Origin of the sequence: Vibrio nitrifigilis, assembly GCF_015686695.1 — a bacterium.
Lineage (GTDB): Bacteria > Pseudomonadota > Gammaproteobacteria > Enterobacterales > Vibrionaceae > Vibrio > Vibrio nitrifigilis.
Genome location: NZ_JADPMR010000004.1, coordinates 691,546 through 712,084 on the forward strand (window position 1 = coordinate 691,546; position 20,539 = coordinate 712,084).

At 40.5% G+C, this 20,539-nt stretch carries 18 protein-coding genes; 6 read left to right on the forward strand and 12 right to left on the reverse strand.

Annotated elements, in window-relative coordinates:
- Nucleotides 1–31: 31 nt before the first annotated feature.
- From I1A42_RS19430 to I1A42_RS19450, 5 genes are all read right to left on the reverse strand, one after another.
- Entirely contained in the window at nt 32–442 is a 411-nt protein-coding gene (locus I1A42_RS19430; RefSeq protein WP_161155833.1) for a PaaI family thioesterase, read from the reverse strand.
- Nucleotides 426–911, reverse strand: a complete 486-nt coding sequence (locus tag I1A42_RS19435) for a NifB/NifX family molybdenum-iron cluster-binding protein (protein ID WP_161155835.1) — start codon at nt 909–911, stop codon at nt 426–428. Before I1A42_RS19435 ends, I1A42_RS19430 begins: the two co-directional genes overlap by 17 nt.
- A 141-nt stretch (nt 912–1,052) precedes the next feature.
- Nucleotides 1,053–1,322 (reverse strand): DUF134 domain-containing protein, encoded by a 270-nt coding sequence (locus I1A42_RS19440; protein WP_161155837.1) that lies wholly within the window; start codon nt 1,320–1,322, stop codon nt 1,053–1,055.
- Nucleotides 1,323–1,399: 77 nt separating this feature from the next.
- On the reverse strand, nt 1,400–1,711 hold the full coding sequence (gene yciH / locus I1A42_RS19445; RefSeq protein ID WP_161155839.1) for a stress response translation initiation inhibitor YciH: 312 nt from the start codon (nt 1,709–1,711) through the stop codon (nt 1,400–1,402).
- Nucleotides 1,712–1,718: 7 nt separating this feature from the next.
- Nucleotides 1,719–2,105: a DUF3319 domain-containing protein gene (locus I1A42_RS19450; protein ID WP_161155841.1), complete on the reverse strand. Its 387-nt coding sequence runs from the start codon at nt 2,103–2,105 to the stop codon at nt 1,719–1,721.
- Nucleotides 2,106–2,209: 104 nt separating this feature from the next.
- Here I1A42_RS19450 and I1A42_RS19455 point away from each other — a divergent pair, with 104 nt between their 5' ends.
- Nucleotides 2,210–3,169 (forward strand): tyrosine-type recombinase/integrase, encoded by a 960-nt coding sequence (locus I1A42_RS19455; protein WP_161155843.1) that lies wholly within the window; start codon nt 2,210–2,212, stop codon nt 3,167–3,169.
- Here the strand turns inward: I1A42_RS19455 and I1A42_RS19460 are convergent.
- The gene (locus tag I1A42_RS19460) at nt 3,153–4,157 is read right to left on the reverse strand and encodes a D-alanine--D-alanine ligase (protein WP_161155845.1); all 1,005 of its coding nucleotides are present in this window, start codon (nt 4,155–4,157) and stop codon (nt 3,153–3,155) included. The two genes, I1A42_RS19455 and I1A42_RS19460, sit on opposite strands and share 17 nt — an antisense overlap.
- Nucleotides 4,158–4,376: 219 nt before the next feature.
- Nucleotides 4,377–4,940: an SPOR domain-containing protein gene (locus I1A42_RS19465; protein ID WP_196124544.1), complete on the reverse strand. Its 564-nt coding sequence runs from the start codon at nt 4,938–4,940 to the stop codon at nt 4,377–4,379.
- 317 nt (nt 4,941–5,257) lie between these two features.
- On the opposite strand from I1A42_RS19465, the gene I1A42_RS19470 reads away from it, so the two are divergent.
- A complete protein-coding gene (locus I1A42_RS19470; protein WP_196124546.1) occupies nt 5,258–7,948 on the forward strand; it encodes a bifunctional acetate--CoA ligase family protein/GNAT family N-acetyltransferase in 2,691 nt (896 codons plus the stop codon).
- Nucleotides 7,949–8,006: 58 nt separating this feature from the next.
- Here I1A42_RS19470 and I1A42_RS19475 read toward each other — a convergent pair whose 3' ends face one another.
- Nucleotides 8,007–8,894 (reverse strand): LysR family transcriptional regulator, encoded by an 888-nt coding sequence (locus tag I1A42_RS19475; protein ID WP_161155850.1) that lies wholly within the window; start codon nt 8,892–8,894, stop codon nt 8,007–8,009.
- A 280-nt stretch (nt 8,895–9,174) separates the two neighbouring features.
- On the opposite strand from I1A42_RS19475, the gene I1A42_RS19480 reads away from it, so the two are divergent.
- Nucleotides 9,175–11,271 carry a TonB-dependent hemoglobin/transferrin/lactoferrin family receptor gene (locus I1A42_RS19480; RefSeq protein ID WP_196124548.1) on the forward strand — a complete coding sequence of 699 codons (2,097 nt, stop codon included), beginning with the start codon at nt 9,175–9,177 and terminating at the stop codon, nt 11,269–11,271.
- Nucleotides 11,272–11,553: 282 nt separating this feature from the next.
- On the opposite strand, the gene I1A42_RS19485 is transcribed toward I1A42_RS19480, so the two are convergent.
- From I1A42_RS19485 to I1A42_RS19495, 3 genes are all read right to left on the reverse strand, one after another.
- Nucleotides 11,554–13,266, reverse strand: coding sequence for an SgrR family transcriptional regulator (locus tag I1A42_RS19485; protein ID WP_196124550.1), 1,713 nt, complete (start codon nt 13,264–13,266; stop codon nt 11,554–11,556).
- A gap of 115 nt (nt 13,267–13,381) precedes the next feature.
- The gene (locus I1A42_RS19490) at nt 13,382–13,612 is read right to left on the reverse strand and encodes a DUF3389 family protein (protein ID WP_196124551.1); all 231 of its coding nucleotides are present in this window, start codon (nt 13,610–13,612) and stop codon (nt 13,382–13,384) included.
- A gap of 2 nt (nt 13,613–13,614) precedes the next feature.
- The gene (locus tag I1A42_RS19495) at nt 13,615–14,046 is read right to left on the reverse strand and encodes a hotdog fold thioesterase (protein WP_161155858.1); all 432 of its coding nucleotides are present in this window, start codon (nt 14,044–14,046) and stop codon (nt 13,615–13,617) included.
- Nucleotides 14,047–14,298: 252 nt separating this feature from the next.
- On the opposite strand from I1A42_RS19495, the gene I1A42_RS19500 reads away from it, so the two are divergent.
- The 3 genes from I1A42_RS19500 (at nt 14,299) to I1A42_RS19510 (ending at nt 19,986) form a co-directional block, all read left to right on the forward strand.
- Nucleotides 14,299–14,865 (forward strand): PhnA domain-containing protein, encoded by a 567-nt coding sequence (locus tag I1A42_RS19500; protein WP_196124552.1) that lies wholly within the window; start codon nt 14,299–14,301, stop codon nt 14,863–14,865.
- Nucleotides 14,866–15,267: 402 nt separating this feature from the next.
- A complete protein-coding gene (locus tag I1A42_RS19505) occupies nt 15,268–17,172 on the forward strand; it encodes a methyl-accepting chemotaxis protein (RefSeq protein WP_161155862.1) in 1,905 nt (634 codons plus the stop codon).
- Between the two features lie 828 nt (nt 17,173–18,000).
- A complete protein-coding gene (locus tag I1A42_RS19510) occupies nt 18,001–19,986 on the forward strand; it encodes a M6 family metalloprotease domain-containing protein (protein WP_230389666.1) in 1,986 nt (661 codons plus the stop codon).
- A 125-nt stretch (nt 19,987–20,111) separates the two neighbouring features.
- On the opposite strand, the gene I1A42_RS19515 is transcribed toward I1A42_RS19510, so the two are convergent.
- Nucleotides 20,112–20,321: a hypothetical protein gene (locus I1A42_RS19515; protein ID WP_161155863.1), complete on the reverse strand. Its 210-nt coding sequence runs from the start codon at nt 20,319–20,321 to the stop codon at nt 20,112–20,114.
- Nucleotides 20,322–20,539: the final 218 nt, after the last annotated feature.

Sequence of the window (20,539 nt, forward strand, 5' to 3'; positions counted from 1 at the left end):
ATGCCTAAACGACAATTGTCGTGTGAAATGATTACCCTGTGCGCATAAATTTTGCTTTGGCAGATACACAGCATTGGTCATTCACCAGTAAAGAAGCCGTCATATGCAGTATCCGATGGCGTTCTTTTTCAACGCTCGCTTCTATAATAACGAGATCGGAAATGTGTATTGTACTGTGATATCGCATGGTCAACTCAACAGTCATGGCCATAATGCCCGCTTGATTCAAGCAACTGACCATAGCGGTATCGAGTAATGTTGCAGCGATTCCACCATGTAAGATCCCTTTATAGCCTTGAAATTGTTCCTCGATAATATATTGAGACTTAACGGCTAATGGTGCTGTTTGAGTAAACGGCAAGTTTAACTCTAATACGTCTCTACATTCGTTAGGTTTCTCAATTGAATTTATCGCAGTATTAATATTAACGACCGCAGCCATGGCAACACTCTCTATTTTTACGACGTAATCCCTTAATGATTCCCATCATGTTACGAGTTGTTTGTTGCTCTTTTGTGGCACTCATTGTTTTACAACCACGAGTTCTCGCGTTCATTTCTTTTTTAGGTCTACCTACTTTTCCTTGCGAAACGTTAGTAAGTTCAGTACTGGCAGCTACATCTGGCCCAATATTCGAAAAATCACGGCAATGTCTAGGAAGAGAAAATACTTTAATTCCATGATTGAATAACCTTTTTAATGAATGTTGACCTATACCTTTTATGTAAACACACTTTACCTCGTGAGAAATAAGCCACTGGACAAATGCTCGTTTTTGACCGCATTTCTGATCAATATTTTCATATTGTGAAATGAATTGTCCCGACTCAGTTAATAACACATAGCTATGTGCTTTTGAGAAGTGATTAGAAACACAATCGTTATTTGTTTGTGGAATGACAATATTCATATCTTACCTCACACACTATTATTTGCATATGCTACTTATACGCCTTATTTATAGCATATGCAAACAATCAGCTTATAAAAAAAACGGTAAGTTACCCTACCGTTCTTTATCTGTATTCGATGTTAAAGAAAAGTGACATCGTCACATTTTTAGAGCTTTACTATTTACAATACAATCTATCACTTTCTTTCGTGCAGACTTAACAAGATTAGCTAATGTTTGCCTTGAAACACCCATTTCAATAGCGGCTACTTGTTGCTGCATACCTTCTAAATCGACTAACCGTAATGCTTCGAACTCGTCTAGTTCGAGTTGTATTTCTTCAAGTTCAGATACAGGAATGCCATTAGGTTTAAAACAAGAGTTTGTGGGTCTACCACATATGTTACGAGGAAGCTTTGGTCGTGCCATGCTTATTTGCCGTGTTTGTAGAGTAAAAAAGGAAGCATTGACGGCTTCCTTTCAAATTGGAACATATCAAATATAAATTAACCGCCGGCTAATTTTACTGTATGTCCCTTCTTTTCAAGATGAGCTTTAATTTTATCACGCATATCACCTTGAATTTCAATGTTCCCTTCTTTTACGGAGCCACCACAACCACAAACTTTCTTTAACTCCGCAGCGAGAAGTTTTAGAGGCGCATCATCAAGATCGAGACCTTTGATGATAGAGACCCCTTTTCCTTTACGACCTTTGGTCTCTTTATGAATGCGAACAATACCATCACCTTTAGGTCGAGATTTTTTTTCAGGTTCAGGTTGAATGCGACCAACTTCAGTTGAATAAACTAAACTCATAACTATACTACTTCTTCATTTGATTCTGTCTCGCTTCCGCTTTTTGTTTGGCAACGAGATAAGCTTCAATGTGTTTTTGAATCGCTAACTTTGATCCTTTAATAAGGCGACCATTAAAAAAACAATACCATTCATTGGGCTGACCAGTATCGTTTTTTAAAGTGTAGCCGTTAAAAATCTCTTGAGCACCACTAGAAGCATCTTCCCGTTTATGCGATAGAGATTCAAATTCTTTCGGATCGATAAGTTTGGCAGTGTCACACCACCAGTCGATACTTTTCTTCACGGCAGCAAGACTGCCAGTTAACACGTGTTGCTTTATTTTAGCTTGCCAAATATCAGTCGAGTTCGGGGCCGACTGAAGATGAAAGCCTCGGTAACTTGACACAGCCATAGGCGATCTACGCTCTTTTAGATTGATTACCTTAAATAATAATTGTATATCTTATCTTAGCAAGTATATTAATGTCTAAATTCTCATGGTTATAGTGCTCTAAAATGAAAAAATTTTCATTATCGGTCACAGATTCAGAAATTTTGAAACGTAACTGTCTAAAACTTAAGCATCCGATCACCGTGGATGATTTTAAATTCATCACCAATAACCACTATGCTCACAGTACGTGTTTGGCAATGACAAAAGACTGGAATCTATTCATTGAATTTTGCCAATTAAAACATGTTGCGGTAATGCCCGCTTCTACGACGGTTGTGCGTTTATTTCTAGAACATGTCGCTCGTCAACGTAAATATGCAACTGTTCGCCGCTATTCTATTACCATTAGCGTCATGCATCAATTGTGTGGTCAAAATGATCCTACAAACCATAATCAAGTGCGTAAGGTATTGATGCAACTACGTTTAGATAAACATGGTGATGAAAAACAGGCCACAACCTTCACTGTTGTACATTTGAACGAATTAACAAAGCAAATGGCTCATTCTGATGTCATCAAAGATATTCGTGATTTAGCTATTTATTACGTAATGTTTGAATGTGCATTAAAACGAGGTGAGTTAAAACGGATGACTGCGGATCTTATCACCGACCACGATACTCATCTATCTGTGTTGCTTGGCGACGCTCAATACCAACTATCGACAAATGGCTCAAATGCATTGCGAAATTGGTTATCTGTGTTGGATGATGATTCCGGATTCATTTTTCGCGCGATTAATCGCCACGGAACAATTTCTGATAAAGCTCTCGATGACTCTTCCATCTATCGGATTTTTCGTAATGCTGGTGAACGATTAGGGGAACCGCAGCTAAAATTCTCAGGACAATCGACGCGCATTGGTGCGGTAAAAGAGTTAGCTAAACAGGGATATAAAGCCAAGGAGATTCAGAAGTTTGGGCGTTGGTTGAGCCCTGCTATGCCTTATCAATACTTAGGTGACAAAAACACAGCAGAGCAAGAGAAAATCAAGTTCCTAAAAATTAAGCCTTGGGAGTGAGTGAACTTTTTACACAATAAGCTAAGAACTCAGCAAACTTGTGGCCATTATGTTCTAACATTTTCGGGAACATGGAAATCGGCGTCATACCTGGAAAGGTATTAATCTCATTGAGATAAACTTCACCGTTTTCCGTTAAAAAGAAATCTATGCGTGATAAGTGACGAAGCTGCATATGTTGGTATGCTTTAGTCGCAGCATCATGAATAGCATCAAGTTGCGATTGGGTTAACCCTTCAGCTTCGACCACTGTATGAGAATGGCTATGATCACTGTATTTTTCTTCATACGTGTAGAAGCCGTCTTGTGGCGCAATCACCTCTCCGGGAGAAGTGATGAATACGCTTCCATCCATTTCATAAGCGGCTACTTCTAGCTCACGAGGCTTAATGGCTTTTTCGACTAAAACTTGTGAAGAAAACTTAAATGCTTCACGAATACTTGATGCAAGATTCTCAGATTCAGTGACTTTATAGCACCCTACTGACGATCCCTGACAAGCTGCTTTAACAAACACAGCTCCCCATTGAGCGAATGCTTGTTGAGCCTTGGTTAATGATTCTGAACTCTGGTCTGTTAAGAACACGTATGGGGTGTTAGGTATTCCGAGTGCGTCATACCAGAGTTTTGAGGTAATTTTGTTGAAGCTATTGGTGCTAGCTTCAGGTCCGCAACCTAAATAAGGGATTCCAGTGAGTTCTAACATCGATTGGATATCGCCTGTTTCACCTGGATAACCATGTATACAGGGAACAACAAAATCGATTTTGTAAGATTGTTCACTGCCATTAAGAATAGCAGTATTGGTATCTAGTGATACCAAAGTCGTTGAATTTAAGAACCAACCGTCTTTTTTCATTTCAACTCGAACAACATCAAACTCAGCAGTTTGAGATAATTGCTGTTCAATAAAATTTGCCGATATGAGCGAAACTTCATGCTCAGATGAACATCCGCCACACAAAAGTAGAATTGTTGTTTTTGCCATTAAATATGTTCCGTGACTGACCTTAATCAGGTTTGTGACTATGATAGTCAATTCACTGATAACTTACAGTGTTAGACGTCCTTTCTTACCAAATTATGGCTTAAGTGCTCACATAACAGACGGAAAAAGGGGCAAAGCCCCTTTTTGTTATGTGTACTAAATTCACTTATTGAAAATATGAGTTATTTAACAACTCATGGGGCAACTCTATTCAGTGATCTAGTTTAGTTTATTCATTGTTGGAAAATCTGAGTTTTTGATTGAATCAATACTCTTAACAAATGGTTTCAACCGTTTTAACTCAGCAGGTAGTGATTGAATTGCTTTTGCTGCTTCGGTGCGTGTGGCGAAATCACCATAAAGAACGGTGTACCACTTGGTGCCATTTACCACCTTGTAGTTTTCCCATACCGGCTGGCCTTGTTTAGGCAAAATATTTGCAAAGCGGTCTACTTTGTTTTGATTACCGACAGCGACAACTTGAATGGTGTAACCAAAGCGCATGTGAGACGCCTGCTGCTTAGCGGTCGGTGGCGTGATTTTCACAGTGTTAGTTGCTTTTTGAGCGGCTGGTTGCTGACGCACTTCAGCGTGAATAACACGAGGCGCTGCATTTTGTTCTGAAATACCTTGAACATTCCCATTTTGTGAGACGATGGGTTGTGAAACTGGCGAAACCTTAAACTCTTCACGATGACTCTCAGTCGTCACATCAGTTGAGTAATTTTCTGAAGCACAAGCAGCGAGTAAGGCTGATAAACCAACTATTGCAATCTTTTTCATGGAATCTTTAACGCTCTTTGTAGATAGTAAGTAAATCATGCCGATAGCGGCGCAGATAATCAAGTTTCTGTACCTAATATATGTCGATATCCTGTGATTTATGACACAAACTACACCTTAGACGTAACAGATGTGATCTTGCTGACATTTATCTTTACCTCTATACATCGTTACTTATGTAGTTCGCCTTGTAGTTTTCATTCGAGATACTTGATGTTACCACCTTCAAAAAACGAAGAGGATTCGGACGATTTGATCATGTTCGTGTATATACTCAGACCATAGAAGTGTTTGAAAACACAAATAGGAATCAAGGTATGAACGCATTAACATCACTACTTTCGCCACAATCTGTCGCGGTGATTGGTGCCACCCCTACAGCGTACCGTGCGGGTAATGTAGTGATGAAAAACTTGCTGCAAAACGGCTTTACTGGCGCCATTATGCCAGTAACGCCTAAGTACCCTTCAGTCTGTGGCGTTTTAGCTTATCCGAGCATAGATTCGTTACCGATTATTCCTACCATTGCGATTGTCTGTACTCACGCTACGCGCAATGTGGATATTATCCGACAGTTAGCGGATAAAGGCGTTCAATATGCTGTCATTGTTGCGGCAGACATGCATGATAAGGCAGATTCAGTTCATACCATTCAAGATCTGTGTTTATCGATTGCAAGACAGTCGGGAATGCGGATTTTAGGTCCGAATAGTCTCGGATTACTTCTGCCATGGGCGAATTTTAGTGGTGCATTCTCTCCTATTACCGCTTTACCAGGCAATGTTGCCTTCATTTCTCAGTCTGCTGCGGTGTGTACCACTGTACTTGATTGGGCAAATGAAAAGCGCATCGGGTTTTCAGCGTTTATCTCCTTAGGAAATGCGTGTGATATTGATTTTTCGGAGCTACTTGATTGCCTAAGTACAGAAACTCACACCGAAGCGATATTGTTGTATGTTGACACCATTAATGATGCGCGCCGCTTTATGTCCGCCGCGAGAGCCGCTTCGCGCAATCGGCGTATTTTGGTGGTGAAAAGCGGTAGAACTAAACGGGGGCAGATGGCTGCCCATCGCCATAACGGCAGTGATGATACATTGGATATCATTTATGATTCTGCGATAAGGCGTAGCGGTATGCTGCGTGTTAATAACATGCATGAGTTGTTTGCTGCTGTCGAAACGTTAACTCACACCATTCCCCTGCGTGGCGAACGTTTAGCCATCGTCACTAATGGCGGCGGTCCTGGAATTATGGCGGTTGATACCCTACTAGAACGAGGAGGCAAATTAGCTGAGATAGAACCAGAATTATTGGTAAAGCTAGACTCCTTTCTTCCAACGAGTTGGTCATACGACAACCCCATCGATATCGTAGGTGATGCGGGCAGTGAACGTTATGTCGAATCATTAAAAGTCCTGTTTGATAGCCAGCAAATAGATGCGTTTCTGCTTATGTTGAGCCCTTCTGCTGTTGCAGATGCCAAAGAAACCGCGCAAAAGATCGTACAATTGATAGCCACAGACGCTAGAGCTAAGCGGTTCAATATTTTGACCAATTGGTCGGGCGAGCTGTCTGTGCGAGATGCGCGCTTATGCTTTAGCGATGCGGGGATCCCCACTTATCGTACTCCGGAAAGTGCGGTAGGTGCTTTCATGCATTTGGTCGAGTATCGGAGAAACCAAAAGCAATTAATGGAAACACCAACTTCGACAGAGTCGATACTCTCATCACAATTAGTCCAAGCAAAGCAATGGGTTGATCGACAATTACGGGAGCGAGATTGTGTGGAGCTAGACACTCACCAAGCTCGGCCACTTTTGGAAGCTTTTGGTTTTAATACCTTACCCAGTGGCATCGCTTCTGATGCTATTGAAGCGGCCCATATTGCGGACCAGATAGGTTACCCTGTCGCGGTCAAACTTTATTCGCCTGATATTTTACACAAATCAAATGTATCGGGAGTGATGCTTAATTTACGTCACCACAATGAAGTAGCCAGTGCCGCGCAATCGATCTTGGATAGAACTGAATTACATTATCCCGCTGCACGAATTCAAGGTTTGCAAATTCAGGCGATGGCAAAAATAGCGGACTCTGAAGAGCTACGAATTGTGATTAAGCCAGATACCACATTTGGCCCTGTCATTTTAATCGGTCAAGGCGGTTCTGAATGGGATGAGCAAAGCGATGCTGTTGCAGGTTTACCACCGCTTAATATGACGTTAGCTCGCTATATGGTTGTTCGCGCATTGCAAGAAAGAAAGATACGTCAGCAGAAATCAGTATCTAGTATTAATGTAAATGCCCTATCGGAGTTTTTGGTTCGATTGTCACAACTGGTGATTGAATGCCCGGAAATAAAAATACTGGATATGCATCCAGTATTTATTAATGGAACGAATTTAACGCTCATTGATATGGACTTAACACTCACCCGTTTTACTGGTGATGCACAAAATCGGCTTGCAATACGCCCTTATCCAACGGAGTTAATCGAAACCTGGAGTGACAAGAAAGGTGACACCGTCACTATAAGACCTATACTGCCAGAGGATGAACCTCAACACGCAAAGTTTATTAATTTAGTCACCAAAGAGGACTTATATAGACGCTTTTTTACCGAAGTTGGCGAATTTAACCATGAAGATTTAGCCAATATGACCCAGATAGATTATGACCGTGAAATGGCTTTTGTTGCAGTAAATGGTTCTGATATTATCGGGGTATCCAGAGCGTTGATCACGCCTGAGAATAGTGATGCGGAATTTGCTATCTTGGTTCGCTCCGATCTAAAAGGACGTGGCCTTGGCAAGAAGCTGATGGACAAGATTATAAAATACTGTATAAATAAACAGGTCCTGAGGGTTTCTGCGATTACTATGCCTAATAACCAGGGCATGCTGACTTTGGCCCGAAACTACGGGTTTAATATTGAAGTGTTCTTTGAGGATGGTATAGCAGAGATGACACTTGCCTTAGATAAACGGATACCCGAACAAAAGTAACAATGGTATGACTATGTATCTGCCATACCATTGATGAATTCGAGTTATCGCTTGTACACTACTTCATTTTCCAGTGTTTTTTCAAATATTGGATACACCATGATTTGGCTTCACCGATTTTGTTGCGTCGCCAAGCCATGATGATATCAAGCTCTGTTCTTTGTGCGCCCTCAATAACCTGCAGGGATCCCGCTTCAATATAGGGTTGAGCAACGCATTCTGGCAAAGTACCAATACCGAGACCATCAACTAGCGCTTGGCATTTTGCGTTTAAGTTCGTTACAGTCAAACGAGGTTGTTTTTGTAAAATATTCACGCTCATGGCAGGTTGGTCTCGAGCTGTATCAGCGATGGCAATCACGCGATATTTTTGTCTTGCTTCTTCGTCAAATTCGCCACTACGTTTATGAATATAATGGCTAGTCGCGGCAACCCACACTGTCGAGATTTTACCTAGCGTTTCAGCCTTAACATCTTGAGGTAATGTGTCAATGCGTGGGCAAACTAACAAATCGGCACGATCACTTGCCAATGATTCCCAGCAACCGGCTAAAATTTCTTCCTGCAAACGAATACGGGTTTTACTGACATTGCCCAATGCATCAACCAACGGGAAAAAATTGTTGATGGGAATAAGGCCATCAAAAGCAAGGGTGATATCTAGCTCCCAACCGTTGGCTAATACTGTTGCGTCATGGACTAACTTTTCAGTTGCAGATAGGATGGTTCTGCCCCGTTCCAAAATTAGCTTGCCTGCCTCAGTAAAATTGGCTTTATGACCTGAGCGGTCAAAGATCATAATGTCTAGATCTTGTTCGAGTTTTTGTATTTGATAACTCAATGAGCTTGGCGCACGATTCAGTTCATTAGCGGCAGCAGCAAAGCTACCTCGACGATCAATAGCATCGAGAATATGTAATGCTTCTAAGGTTATTGGACTTTGCACTCTACGTTTTTCCTCACATTTCCGCCATAAATCATGACCTTTACACAATTAAGGCTTTACAAACCTTTACAGTGTATCTGTTACCCCAAATGTTTTCAAACAATAAGATAATGAAAAATATAGAATATTTATATCTTTAGGCAAAAAATAATCTGTAAAGATAATTATTTATTAATTTTTGTTAATGTTTAAATGCTAGTAATTATCATTTGCATTAAATAGTATGCGTGACACAACCTAACTCTCTGAAAATATAATAGATAAGATAAAGGTAACGTCGATGCTCAAACAAACGGCTGTCTCTGCCGCAATATTACTAGCACTAACTCCTACCGTTTATGCTGCCAGCGAACAGGAAAACATTGTTGTCACCGCAACACGAAACCATCAAACATTAGGCAACACAGCGGCCTCAGTTACTGTGATTAACTCTAAAGATATTGAACGCAATATAGATACCACTTTAAAAGATATCTTTGATGATGTTCCCGGTGTAAGCGTTAATAGCGCGGATCGTCAAGGTATTCAGAATATCAATATTCGTGGTATTGAAGGAAGCCGTGTAAAAATTGTTGTAGACGGAATGACCCAAAGCCAAAGTTATAGTGGTGGCAATACAGGTTTTATCAATTCAGCCGGAGTGTATATCGACCCTGATATGGTGAAAGATATTCAAATCGTCAAAGGCGCTGCATCGAGTCTTTATGGAAGCGATGCGGTTGGTGGCGTTGTCGCCATTGAAACCAAAGACCCTATCGATTTTATCAAAGATGGTAGCAATACCGGGGGCCAAATTAAACTGGCCTATTCTTCTAAAGATAAATCCTTTGCGGAAAACATGATTGTGGCTCATCGTTCTGGTGATCTAGACGCATTGATCTCTGTAACACGTCGTGATGGGAAAGAAGTTCAAAACTTTCGTCATGATAGTGACTTAGCAAACTACTCAACAACAGGACAAGATACAGAGAAAAACGATGTATTACTGAAACTTCAATACCAAATCAACGATCAGCACCGTGTTGAGTTCATTGGTGAAGATATTCATAACCAAACGGATTCTGATATCTACAACTCTAACTATACTGATTATACAGGTGATGATACGTCTGATAAGCTTCGCTTTGGCATCAAACATATTTGGGAACTTGATAGCTCACTGGCAGACATCATTACCTCACAAGTTAATTGGCAAGATAAAAAAGAGACTAATATCACCAACCGTATATCAAACTATACTTCTGCTCAAGAGCACAAAAACTATGTGTATGAGTCAAAACAGTGGCAAGGTCTAACTCAGTTGAATAAACGTATTATTATTGGTGAAACAGAACACCGTTTAACCTATGGCGCTGATTATGTGTATAGTGATATACGTAATGATTTTAATTCGGATAGCACGTCAAGTGGTACAACAAGCAGTAGCTCAGTTGTTTATACCCCTAATGTAAAAGAGCAAAAAGCGGGAGTTTATCTGCAAGACCAAATTGTTCTTAATCATGGAGATTGGTTAATTACTCCAGGGGTTCGCTATGATTGGTTTAGTACGGAACCAAGTGATGTAGATGGGGAAAGTTATGATAGTTATAGTGACTCAGCATTCACTGCTCGACTGGGTTCAGTTTACCATTTAACAAAGCAACACTCCGTATTTGCGCAAATCAGCCAAGGATTTAGAGCGCCCTCTTTCGATGAGTTATATTACATCTACGGTCACCCCGCTTACGGCTATGAGAGCATACCGAACACGGATTTAAAAGCAGAAAAAAGTATTTCATATGAGCTAGGTTACCGTTTTAATAATGCGTATACGTCGGCTGAAATTTCAGCGTTCTATAGTGATTATGATGACTTTATTGATCGAACTAGCCGTGAAGGCAGTGATGGCCTGACTCAGTACTACTATACCAACTTAAGTAAAGCAAAAATCAAGGGAATTGAACTGTCTAACCAAACTCAATTGGATGAACTGTTAGGAGCACCTAACGGTACCAGTTCTAAATTTGTGGCTGCTTACACAGAAGGTGAAGATGGTGATGGAGCAGCATTGGATAGCATTAACCCTTGGAGTGCGATCTTCACCCTAGCCTATGATGCGCCAAACAGCGTTTGGGGTAGCAGCTTTAAAACTCACTTCACAGCGAAAAAAGATGGTAGTGATGTGAGTGATGGTCAAACACAAATGCCTAGCGCGACTGTGTTTGATTTGACGGCATACTATAAGCCAATGAAACAATTAACCCTCACTGCTGGCGTATTTAATTTGACTAACAAAGAGTACTACAACTGGAATAGCCTACGTGATAAGAGCTCTCTTTCCTCTTCTTATACCGAAGCGAAACGTAATTTTGCTGTAACAGCAAAATACAGCTTTTAAATCATCAAGTGATCCCCGCCATAAACAAGAAAGCCAGCATTCATCGTGCTGGCTTTACTTCAATTACCGTAGAAAAGGATACAGAAAATGTTTAACGGTTTTGCTTAATTTCTCTTGCAATCATAACAGTGCAAGTTGCAATGTAAAAAAAGATTAACCCTAATGCCATGTTGCCTCGCTCAATGAATGTACCAATAAAATTGCCGAGGATAGTAGCAAAATAGCGGGTATAAATCTGTATCGTTTCTGGTGTAATTGACTTATTTGTCAACCTTGTCACACTTAAATATGGTCTGGTTTGATCCATACCTGACTAAAATCGAACCAACCAAGTGCGTTACATTTTGCATTTTGAAGTGCGCCACATTGATCTTTAGATACCCCCAACCAGCAATGGAACATCGGCACTAATTGATGTTCCACAACCAACGCCTTGGCTAATTCCCTACCCGGGAAATGAGACTCGTCTTGAGCACGCCACATGTCAATCATCAAACTCCACTTAGCAAAATCATCACTTAAACTCATATGTTCAATATCAGAATCATTTAATACCCACCCGGCTAACGCGTCATCACGATGATTAGCAATCCCCATTGCTTTGATCCAGATATCCACATTCTCCGGTTCGTCAAGGGTTAGCTCATACTTGATAAATTCAACGCGGATATTATCTTGCAAAAGTAGCTGTTCAATTACTTTTGCGATAGTAGGAAACATCGGATGCTTCGCATGATATGCAACAACTAATTTGCGGTGACCTGATACATGAAATGAGGGCGGCGTCGGAACTGAGATATCAGATAACGAGTTATGATACCAACCGGGCTTTAATCCATAGGCTGGGAGTAAGCCCATTTCGACAATGGCTTCTTCAGGGATATGCCGCATGATATTGAGCGAACTTAATTTATGGCATAAATAGTGAGCCCAGAGTTCATCATTCGCGATACCATACTTACGATTAAGCAATAGATAGGTACACCCGGGATCAAGTTCAACATCTTCACTAAAAGAGGTTCTTCGCCCGGATTTTATCGGGTTATTTAAAGATGGGAAGACTAATGAAGAATGAACCTCATCAATTACCCACACCTCGACCCGATCAAGCAATGGTCTAAAACCAAAATACCCGTCATAAGCTTGTAATACCAACCTTTTACTGTCGTTGACCACAACCTTATATGGGCCAGTACCGATCGGAGTAAGGTCAAAGCCTTCTTCTCGTTTGGATTCCGGCAATAAAATTTTGGCGCACGATTCTGCTAACCACAGAGGTAAATGGTAATCGGGCTTTTGTAACTTAATATCAATAACCCAATCGTAAGGAGATGAAATAGAATCTAGATGAGCAAATAGATTAAAAAAACGCAACTGCCACAAGCTTTCAATCGCAATATTGGTGGTAAGCAATTCACCATTATGAAAACGCACCCCTGGTCTTAAATAGAAACGCCAATGGGTATCGCTCAAAGCTTCCCAACTATGAGCCAAATCGGGTTGAATTTGTTCATGCTCATCTAATCGGGTTAAACCACTGAACACTTGTCGAACAATGTGTTGCTCGGAACGACGCATGGGCTTAAGTGGATTAAGCATAGAAAGAGGACGGTAATATGGAAGACGAACAACCGGCATTCCTTCACTGTGTTGAACACCCAAATAACTTTGAATGACCTGAGTTAATTTCGTCGCATCGTGATCGAGTACACCGAGCGCTTGCTCTATTTTACCTTCATCGAGATAACGTCTAGCAACATTTTCACTCACATCAGAACGAGAACGTTTGAACAACAGTTCAGAGAGTTTTCCACGCCCAGCCGAAGGATGCCATTCAATCCATCCTTCCTCTTCCATTTTATTGAGAACAATACGAGCATTACGGCGAGTACAGCACAGTATGTCGGTCACATCTTCTAGCTGAGTATGCGAATCTCTCCCAGCGAAGTGTTCAAATAACGTTTCAAATTGTGCTCTTAAACGTGGGCTACTCATATTGAGGAAATCTCTAAGTGGTTCTCAGCATGAGTTAGTTTCCCTATTTTCGAATCGATGTGCAAGTGCTCATCAAACAGAAAATAGAGAAAATGCGTAGTGCGATAAACGTAACTTATTGAATATCGCAGCCTAATTGTTCAGATAGAATATTCAGTTGTTGCGGATTATCCAAAGTGATGGTCCATTTTACTGCACCAGTATTGGCCACCATAACGTTTGCCCCAGAGAATAAGGAAATCGCCTCGCTTTGTGCATGAAGCGTACACTGACTCGGAGCAGCAAGTTTGACGACAACTTCATGAGTCGTCACTATAATTTTACCCTGACTAAATTCAACTAACATTGTTAACCCTGCTGGCGTACTTTTCTTACGGCGATGGTCAGACGGCTAGTACAAATCAAACGTCCCCGCTCATCGGTAATGTTGATTTGCCATACTTGGGTAGAAACGCCGCGATGCAATGAAACAGCCGTTCCGGTCACAGTGCCTTCTCGTGCAGAACGAACATGGTTTGCATTAATATCTAAACCCACGCAGAACTCCTGCTCGCTGACCGCAAAGTTAGCGGCCACAGAACCGAGCGTTTCAGCTAATACAACAGACGCCCCACCATGCAACATTCCCAGTGGCTGATGAGTAAAGGAACACACAGGCATGGTTGCTGATAGGGTCTCGTCGGTAATTTCGGTATACACTATCCCTAAATGATCGATGAGCGTATTTTGTGAGGTTTGATTAAGAATATCGAGACTTATAGGCTTTTTCCAAATTTTCATGGTTAAGCTCCTAATTAATTGTAGTTTTATACCATTCTAGCGAGGTTATTATTGGAAAAAAAGCCATCCTTTTTAATTTAATTACTGCTATTTTGTCGCATTTACCGCTATGTTAAGACACAAAATATCAATTTATTGATGATTTTCATCACACAAGACCGCTATTTTTGCTTTTTTATTGTAATAACCCTTTCCTTCTTGTGTATAAAATGGATAATACGCCGCTCATAAAAATTTACTATGGTGGGTACAATGTCTACTGAAGCAACTTTACTTGCACGCTGCAGCTCAAAATGTGAACTATGTTCTAGTGAGAGTCCTTTAACTCCTTTTGTTGTTGCACCACACACTCAAGTTACAGTCGATCACGCTGTAATGCTATGTGACACCTGTAAAGGTCAAATCGAAGACGCTGAGACAGTAGATGTCAACCACTGGCGTTGTCTAAACGATAGCATGTGGAGCCAAGAGCCTCCTGTTCAAGTATTAGCATGGCGTCAACTTAAGCAACTAGCGAGTGAAAACGGCTGGGCGCAAGATCTTGTTGACATGATGTACATGGAAGAAGAGACCCAAAAATGGGCTGAAATCGGTATGGATGATGATGCCGAAAAGACACTTGATGTAAATGGTGTTGAACTTAAAAAAGGTGATGACGTAACAGTCATCAAAGATTTGCCAGTCAAAGGCTCATCTCTCGTCATCAAACAAGGTACTGTTGTTCGTGGTATCAGCTTAGCAGATGATCCTAAACTGATTTCTGGCAAAGCGAACGGTCAATCAATGTACTTAATCGCTGAATATTGTCGTAAAAAATAATTTGCCTTTCTATTTTTAGAATCAATATCACATTAATTTCAAAGGTACCCTTAAGGGGTACCTTTTTCTTTTTACTTTCAAAGAGTAGCGATATCAAGCTCTCTCCCTCACTGAACGTCTTAATTATCCATTAAATTCCATAAATATCTGTATAATGAGGTATTTATTATCTTGTTGATAATAATTTTATCATCATAATCTCTGAATCTTGTTCTACACTCATTCAATGGGTTGCTGTGCGTAGGATTGAAACAAATTAATTCTACTATTTTGTCTTTCAAACACAGGGCTGAACCATAAACAACGCAAATAAGAAATGAACAGTTGGTGTCAAGTGGGCACACTCCCTCTTTGGCATTACCAGATCGCCATATAAGGTTATAACTATAATTTGAGGACAACATGAGTAAGATTGGATTCAAAAAAACACTTATTCTATCTTCTGCTCTTATAATGGGCATCGCAGTTGGTACGTCAAACTACTTCAACTATCGTAGTGAAAGTAAAGTATTAAAGACGACAATTTATCGTAGTACGCAGAATTATGTGCATCAGCTTTCTAGCCGATTAGATAACTTCATTAAGCAAAAATCCGATGCGGTATCGAATATCGCTGATGATTATAAGCAATACCAATATCAAGACGGCCATGCAGAGCGTATGCGTGTGGCTGCGGTGACTGGAGATATTTTCAACCTTACGGTTGGATTTAGTAATGGGGATGCTTATTGTTCATATAATCTTCCAGGTTGGACGAACAACAAAAATCCAGACTCTTATAATGCTGCTCAGCGGCCTTGGTTTAGCAAGGCGATGCAAAGCCCTGGGCTTATCTATACCGCTCCCTATGCTGACGCGACGACGAAGCAAATGATGGTTAGCATCGGTAAAAAATCAGGCAAAGACTCGGTTATTCTCGCTGATATTCCACTAACCTTACTAAAAGAAATCGTAGAATCAGTGCAAATCAAAGGCTCTATTGCCATGATTATGCAAGATAATTCTTCGATATTAGCCAGTACATCAGCCGTTGTAAAAGTGGGTGATAAGCTCAATGACTACGACTCACTCGCTCATCTTGTTCCATCAATCAAACAAAATAAAAAATACACCGATTATGACCTTAATGGCGTCGATAAAGTCATGTTTGCAGAGCGAATACCCTACGGAGACACCAGTTGGTATCTGTTGGTCGGTTTAGATAAAAGTGTTGTATTCGCAGATCTTAATGAGCTAGCGAAACAGACCATTATTTTAACGATTATTTATGTTCTTGTGGCCATCGCATTAATAACGTTAATTTTACATATTATCTATCGCCCTATCTTAGAACTCAAAGCCACCATCAGAACATTAGCAAGTGGCGAAGGTGATTTGACTCGTCGTTTAGACGTGAAATCTAACGATGACCTTGGGCAAATTGGCCAAGATGTGAATACCTTTATTGCGCACTTACAAAAGCTGATGCTACAAATTGAAGATTTTTCAGGTCAGCTCGTTTCCAATATTTCTTCAATGGAATCGACATCAAAACAAAATTCAAAAATCCTCGGGCAACATGTCCAAGAAACAGAGCAGATATCAACAGCGATTGAAGAGATGAGCGCAACAGCCAATACAGTGGCACAAAACGCACAGGAGTCCGTCGGTTACACGCAAGAAGTGGCTGATATGGGGCAATCTTCTCTAGTGATACTGAGCCGTGCAAAAACTCATGTGAATCGTTTAGTCTCAAACGTTGATAATACAGCAGAAAGCATGGAAAACATGAGTGAGGAAACCAAAGGGATCAATCAAATATTGGCCGTGATCGGTGATATTGCATCACAAACAAATCTTTTAGCACTCAATGCGGCGATTGAAGCAGCGCGTGCTGGTGAACAAGGTCGCGGTTTTGCTGTGGTTGCAGATGAAGTTCGTGCTTTAGCTAGCCGCACTCAAGACAGTACCGAAGAGATAGAAAAGGCTCTGACCAAGTTATTACAAGGTAGTGAAGAAGTCCTATCCTTAATGGAGGGGACCAAGGATACTTGTCAGGAAACCTTTGATGGAACAAGTGAAGTAGAAACGTCTTTGAATAGTTTAACGGGACAAGTTAACAGTATTAACGATTTGATTATCCGTATCGCGACATCTGCAGAAGAGCAAAGCAGTGTTACGGATGAAATCAGCAAAAACATGAATCAGTTGACGGAAATAGTTAAACAGCTTAACGATAACGATACCACTACAGTTTCTCAACTGAATAGTATCTCTAACATCAATGACAGCTTGTCTTCGATCGTTAATAAATTTAAATTGCGTTAAGTTAAGGATAACCACCCCACCATCATTGGGGCTTGGTTACATCTTATTTTAGATTATTAAGACCTAGCCCCTCGCTAGGTCTTTTTTATTGAAGAAGCTTAAATTCTGCAGATGAATATCCATAATTCATCGCTATCTACTCAGATTTCTTAATTTCCGCTAGATTAATTGTAGACACATATTACCCAGCAAGTTACCTAAATAAATTACCGGCTAATTATACCCAAATGACCTCAAGATGCAGGATTCAGAGCTTCATCAACGAGCCTAGGTCAAGCTTAATCACGGCAGGAATGGTCATTCCCTTTTAACGTGATTGAGCGCAGAAATAGGTTTGTTGATGAGCTCCCAAAGGGCGAGTTGTATTCGCTCCTAGGCTGTGTTACTGATTTTTAACGTAGAATGACTATGTCTTCAAATCAGTGCCTTGCCTAAGAGCGAATATATTCTCGCTGAAACAGCATCTTGAGGTTACTTGGGTATACATAATATTCACGATGGCGTATTAGACATTTCTTCATTATATAAACACCTAATTTAACTTACTGTAATTTACATATATTTACAAAACGGCGTTCAATTAGCCAATTTAATAACAGTATTCTGTATATAACTAGATGATATTGGGAGCGATATCTATTATCGCTTATTTTATAAACTAATCAATAGACCGTTATGTAAATTTAAATACACTAATTAGCGAAGATGATATCTATTAAATCAACTTCATAACATAGTGTATGATTTGAATCATATTCATACATTATCCGGCAAATAAAAATAACTAATAAAACTAGTTAACAACTGTTTATAGCAGGATACTTATTAATGAAAATTAAATTAAGCAGTGGTATTTTATGTTTATCTTTAATCTCTGCGATGAGCCATGCGGCGATTCCATATAAAGGTCAAACTTACCAATATACTCAACCTAATGGCGAAAAACTCACCCTTAGTTTAGACGGTAACGACTACTATGCTGAACAACGCACCACGACCGGAAAGCTCGTTATTTATGATGCTGACCTAAAAGGTATGGCATATGCGAAAGTATCACAAGATGGCAGTCAACTTATCTCTACTGGTGAACTCGCAACAGAGAAGACGACGATCAGTACCAATGCCCTTTCGGCTTCTAAATTCGTTAAACATTATCAAGCGCAACAAGGATTATCCCGTGCAGCTCGCTTAAAGTTAGCAGAACAAGCGCGCGATAAACTTTTGCAACCAGAAACGTCTCAATATTCATGGCTCATGTCATCGAAAACTGCAGTCAGCGATAAACACGTTATTGGTAAAATCCAAGGTTTAACCATCATGATTCAGTTCCCTGATGAAGCGGGAACAATGACGAAAACCCAAATCAATAACTTTTTAAACGCAGAAAATTATTCAGAGTTTAATAACAAAGAATCCATCCGCGGCTACTACCAATCGGTGTCTGCAGGCAAAGTGGACTACACAAACACCGTTGTGGGGTACTACACAGCCAAGCACAATAAGGCATACTATACCGATGAAAGCTTAGAATTTTCTTTACGCGCTCGCGAACTGATCACTGAAGCACTAAATTGGTTGGAGAATGAACAAGGTTTTGATTTCTCCACACTATCAACCGATAGCAACAAGCAGATCCGCGGACTTAACTTCTTGTATGCTGGCACATCAGGCGGTTCTTGGTCAAAAGGACTGTGGCCACATATGGGCTGGTTGTCGCCACAATTTTGTGCCGATGGTGTGTGTACTAGCAAATATCAGATTTCAGACATGGGCAGTAGCCTGTCGATAGGTACATTTGCTCATGAATCAGGACACCTACTCTTCGATTGGCCAGATCTTTACGATTATGACGGTAGTTCTTACGGCTCTGTTGCTAGCTACGGAATCATGGGATATGGCGCTGTAGGCTATAAATCTATGTATAACCCAACAGCGCCTGTGTCACCACTGCGTGATTTAGTCGGTTGGGAAACAATCACTGAACTGAACCCAGCAGTAGATAGCAATGCGCCGAGCGGTCGCCTTTCACTAACAAACATGAGTAATCATGAATATAAGTGGACTAACCCAAACAATTCCGGTGAAGCCTTTTATATTGAAGCGATTAACCAACAAGGTCAAAACAGCGAACAACCGGGGTCTGGCCTCGCTATTTACCACGTAGACAGTAATGGTGACCGTGATAACGAGTGGCATCCCTACATCCAAATGGAACATGCTGATGGCAATCGTGATCCTGAAAATTACGTTAACCAAGGTGATGCCACTGATGTCTATACAGAATACGGTGAATTTACCGCCACATTACCTAACGCTTTAACGACCAAGGGAACCAACTCTCTATGGTGGGATGGCAGCGAATCTGGCTTAACTATCACAGATGTATCACAACCTGGGCAAACGATCTCTTTCCTATCCACGGCATCATCAGATACAGGTTCTAGTTCATCAGAGCAAGGCAACAACCAAGAAACAGATGGTAGCTCGACGAACGATGAGACAAATACCGATACAAATGATCTTGTTTATGCGGGTAATATCGATCAGTATTCATCGGTTGTCGAACCTAATGGCAGCTACTTTCAGCTTAACCAAGAGCAAGTATTGAACATTTCACTTTCTGGAGCAGCCAATACCGATTTTGGTATGGCACTGTATAAATACCAAAATAATGAATGGCAAGCTGTTGCTGTATCGCAAACGGAAGGTTCATCCGATGAAGCCATTAGTTATGATGCGCAATCTGGATACTATTACGTGTTGATTTTGGCCTATTCTGGTTCTGGTCAATACAAGTTAACGATTGAACAGTAATTATTATATGTAAATGACCTCAAGATGCAGTATTCAGTCTCGCTGAAACAGCACCTGACGTGACTTAGGTATAGAGACAACAAAGCCGGCAATTTGCCGGCTTTCTTATAATTACTCAATTTTTACTAACGATAGATACCAATATCACGTTGAAGATGAGCAGACAATTCACCTGTATAAAACTGTTCCTTATGGCCTTGGCTAACGAATAATACGTCAGCTAAGTGTGACATCAATCCTTTGAAATTAACCGAATAGTTTTTCTTATCAATTTTAGTTTGTGAGGACACGGAATTTTCAATTAGATAAGTTCCGATATTCATCGCTTGAGACATAAGCACCTCCCATCGGTCACTCAAGATTTGTGCATACTTTAAGCACTTATCTAGCAACAGAGAAATGACATATTTTGTAAATTCGCATTACTTTAAGTAATGCGAATGAAGTGAGAACTTAACATGAATAACTATTCAATTAGTACGCCGTTTCATCGACATACTCATTCATAAAGTATGGTGTACACTCGTTTAACTACTGGTAAACGGTACTACGT

Coding starts and splice junctions, on each gene's coding strand:
- I1A42_RS19460 (WP_161155845.1), bottom strand. CDS start 4,157: ATGGCAAAAACAACAATTCTACTTTTGTGTGGCGGATGTTCATCTGAG.
- I1A42_RS19480 (WP_196124548.1), top strand. CDS start 9,175: ATGCTCAAACAAACGGCTGTCTCTGCCGCAATATTACTAGCACTAACT.
- I1A42_RS19440 (WP_161155837.1), bottom strand. CDS start 1,322: ATGGCACGACCAAAGCTTCCTCGTAACATATGTGGTAGACCCACAAAC.
- I1A42_RS19470 (WP_196124546.1), top strand. CDS start 5,258: ATGAACGCATTAACATCACTACTTTCGCCACAATCTGTCGCGGTGATT.
- I1A42_RS19435 (WP_161155835.1), bottom strand. CDS start 911: ATGAATATTGTCATTCCACAAACAAATAACGATTGTGTTTCTAATCAC.
- I1A42_RS19490 (WP_196124551.1), bottom strand. CDS start 13,612: ATGTTAGTTGAATTTAGTCAGGGTAAAATTATAGTGACGACTCATGAA.
- I1A42_RS19430 (WP_161155833.1), bottom strand. CDS start 442: ATGGCTGCGGTCGTTAATATTAATACTGCGATAAATTCAATTGAGAAA.
- I1A42_RS19495 (WP_161155858.1), bottom strand. CDS start 14,046: ATGAAAATTTGGAAAAAGCCTATAAGTCTCGATATTCTTAATCAAACC.
- I1A42_RS19450 (WP_161155841.1), bottom strand. CDS start 2,105: ATGGCTGTGTCAAGTTACCGAGGCTTTCATCTTCAGTCGGCCCCGAAC.
- I1A42_RS19505 (WP_161155862.1), top strand. CDS start 15,268: ATGAGTAAGATTGGATTCAAAAAAACACTTATTCTATCTTCTGCTCTT.
- I1A42_RS19455 (WP_161155843.1), top strand. CDS start 2,210: ATGAAAAAATTTTCATTATCGGTCACAGATTCAGAAATTTTGAAACGT.
- I1A42_RS19465 (WP_196124544.1), bottom strand. CDS start 4,940: ATGAAAAAGATTGCAATAGTTGGTTTATCAGCCTTACTCGCTGCTTGT.
- I1A42_RS19500 (WP_196124552.1), top strand. CDS start 14,299: ATGTCTACTGAAGCAACTTTACTTGCACGCTGCAGCTCAAAATGTGAA.
- I1A42_RS19510 (WP_230389666.1), top strand. CDS start 18,001: ATGAAAATTAAATTAAGCAGTGGTATTTTATGTTTATCTTTAATCTCT.
- yciH (WP_161155839.1), bottom strand. CDS start 1,711: ATGAGTTTAGTTTATTCAACTGAAGTTGGTCGCATTCAACCTGAACCT.
- I1A42_RS19515 (WP_161155863.1), bottom strand. CDS start 20,321: ATGTCTCAAGCGATGAATATCGGAACTTATCTAATTGAAAATTCCGTG.
- I1A42_RS19485 (WP_196124550.1), bottom strand. CDS start 13,266: ATGAGTAGCCCACGTTTAAGAGCACAATTTGAAACGTTATTTGAACAC.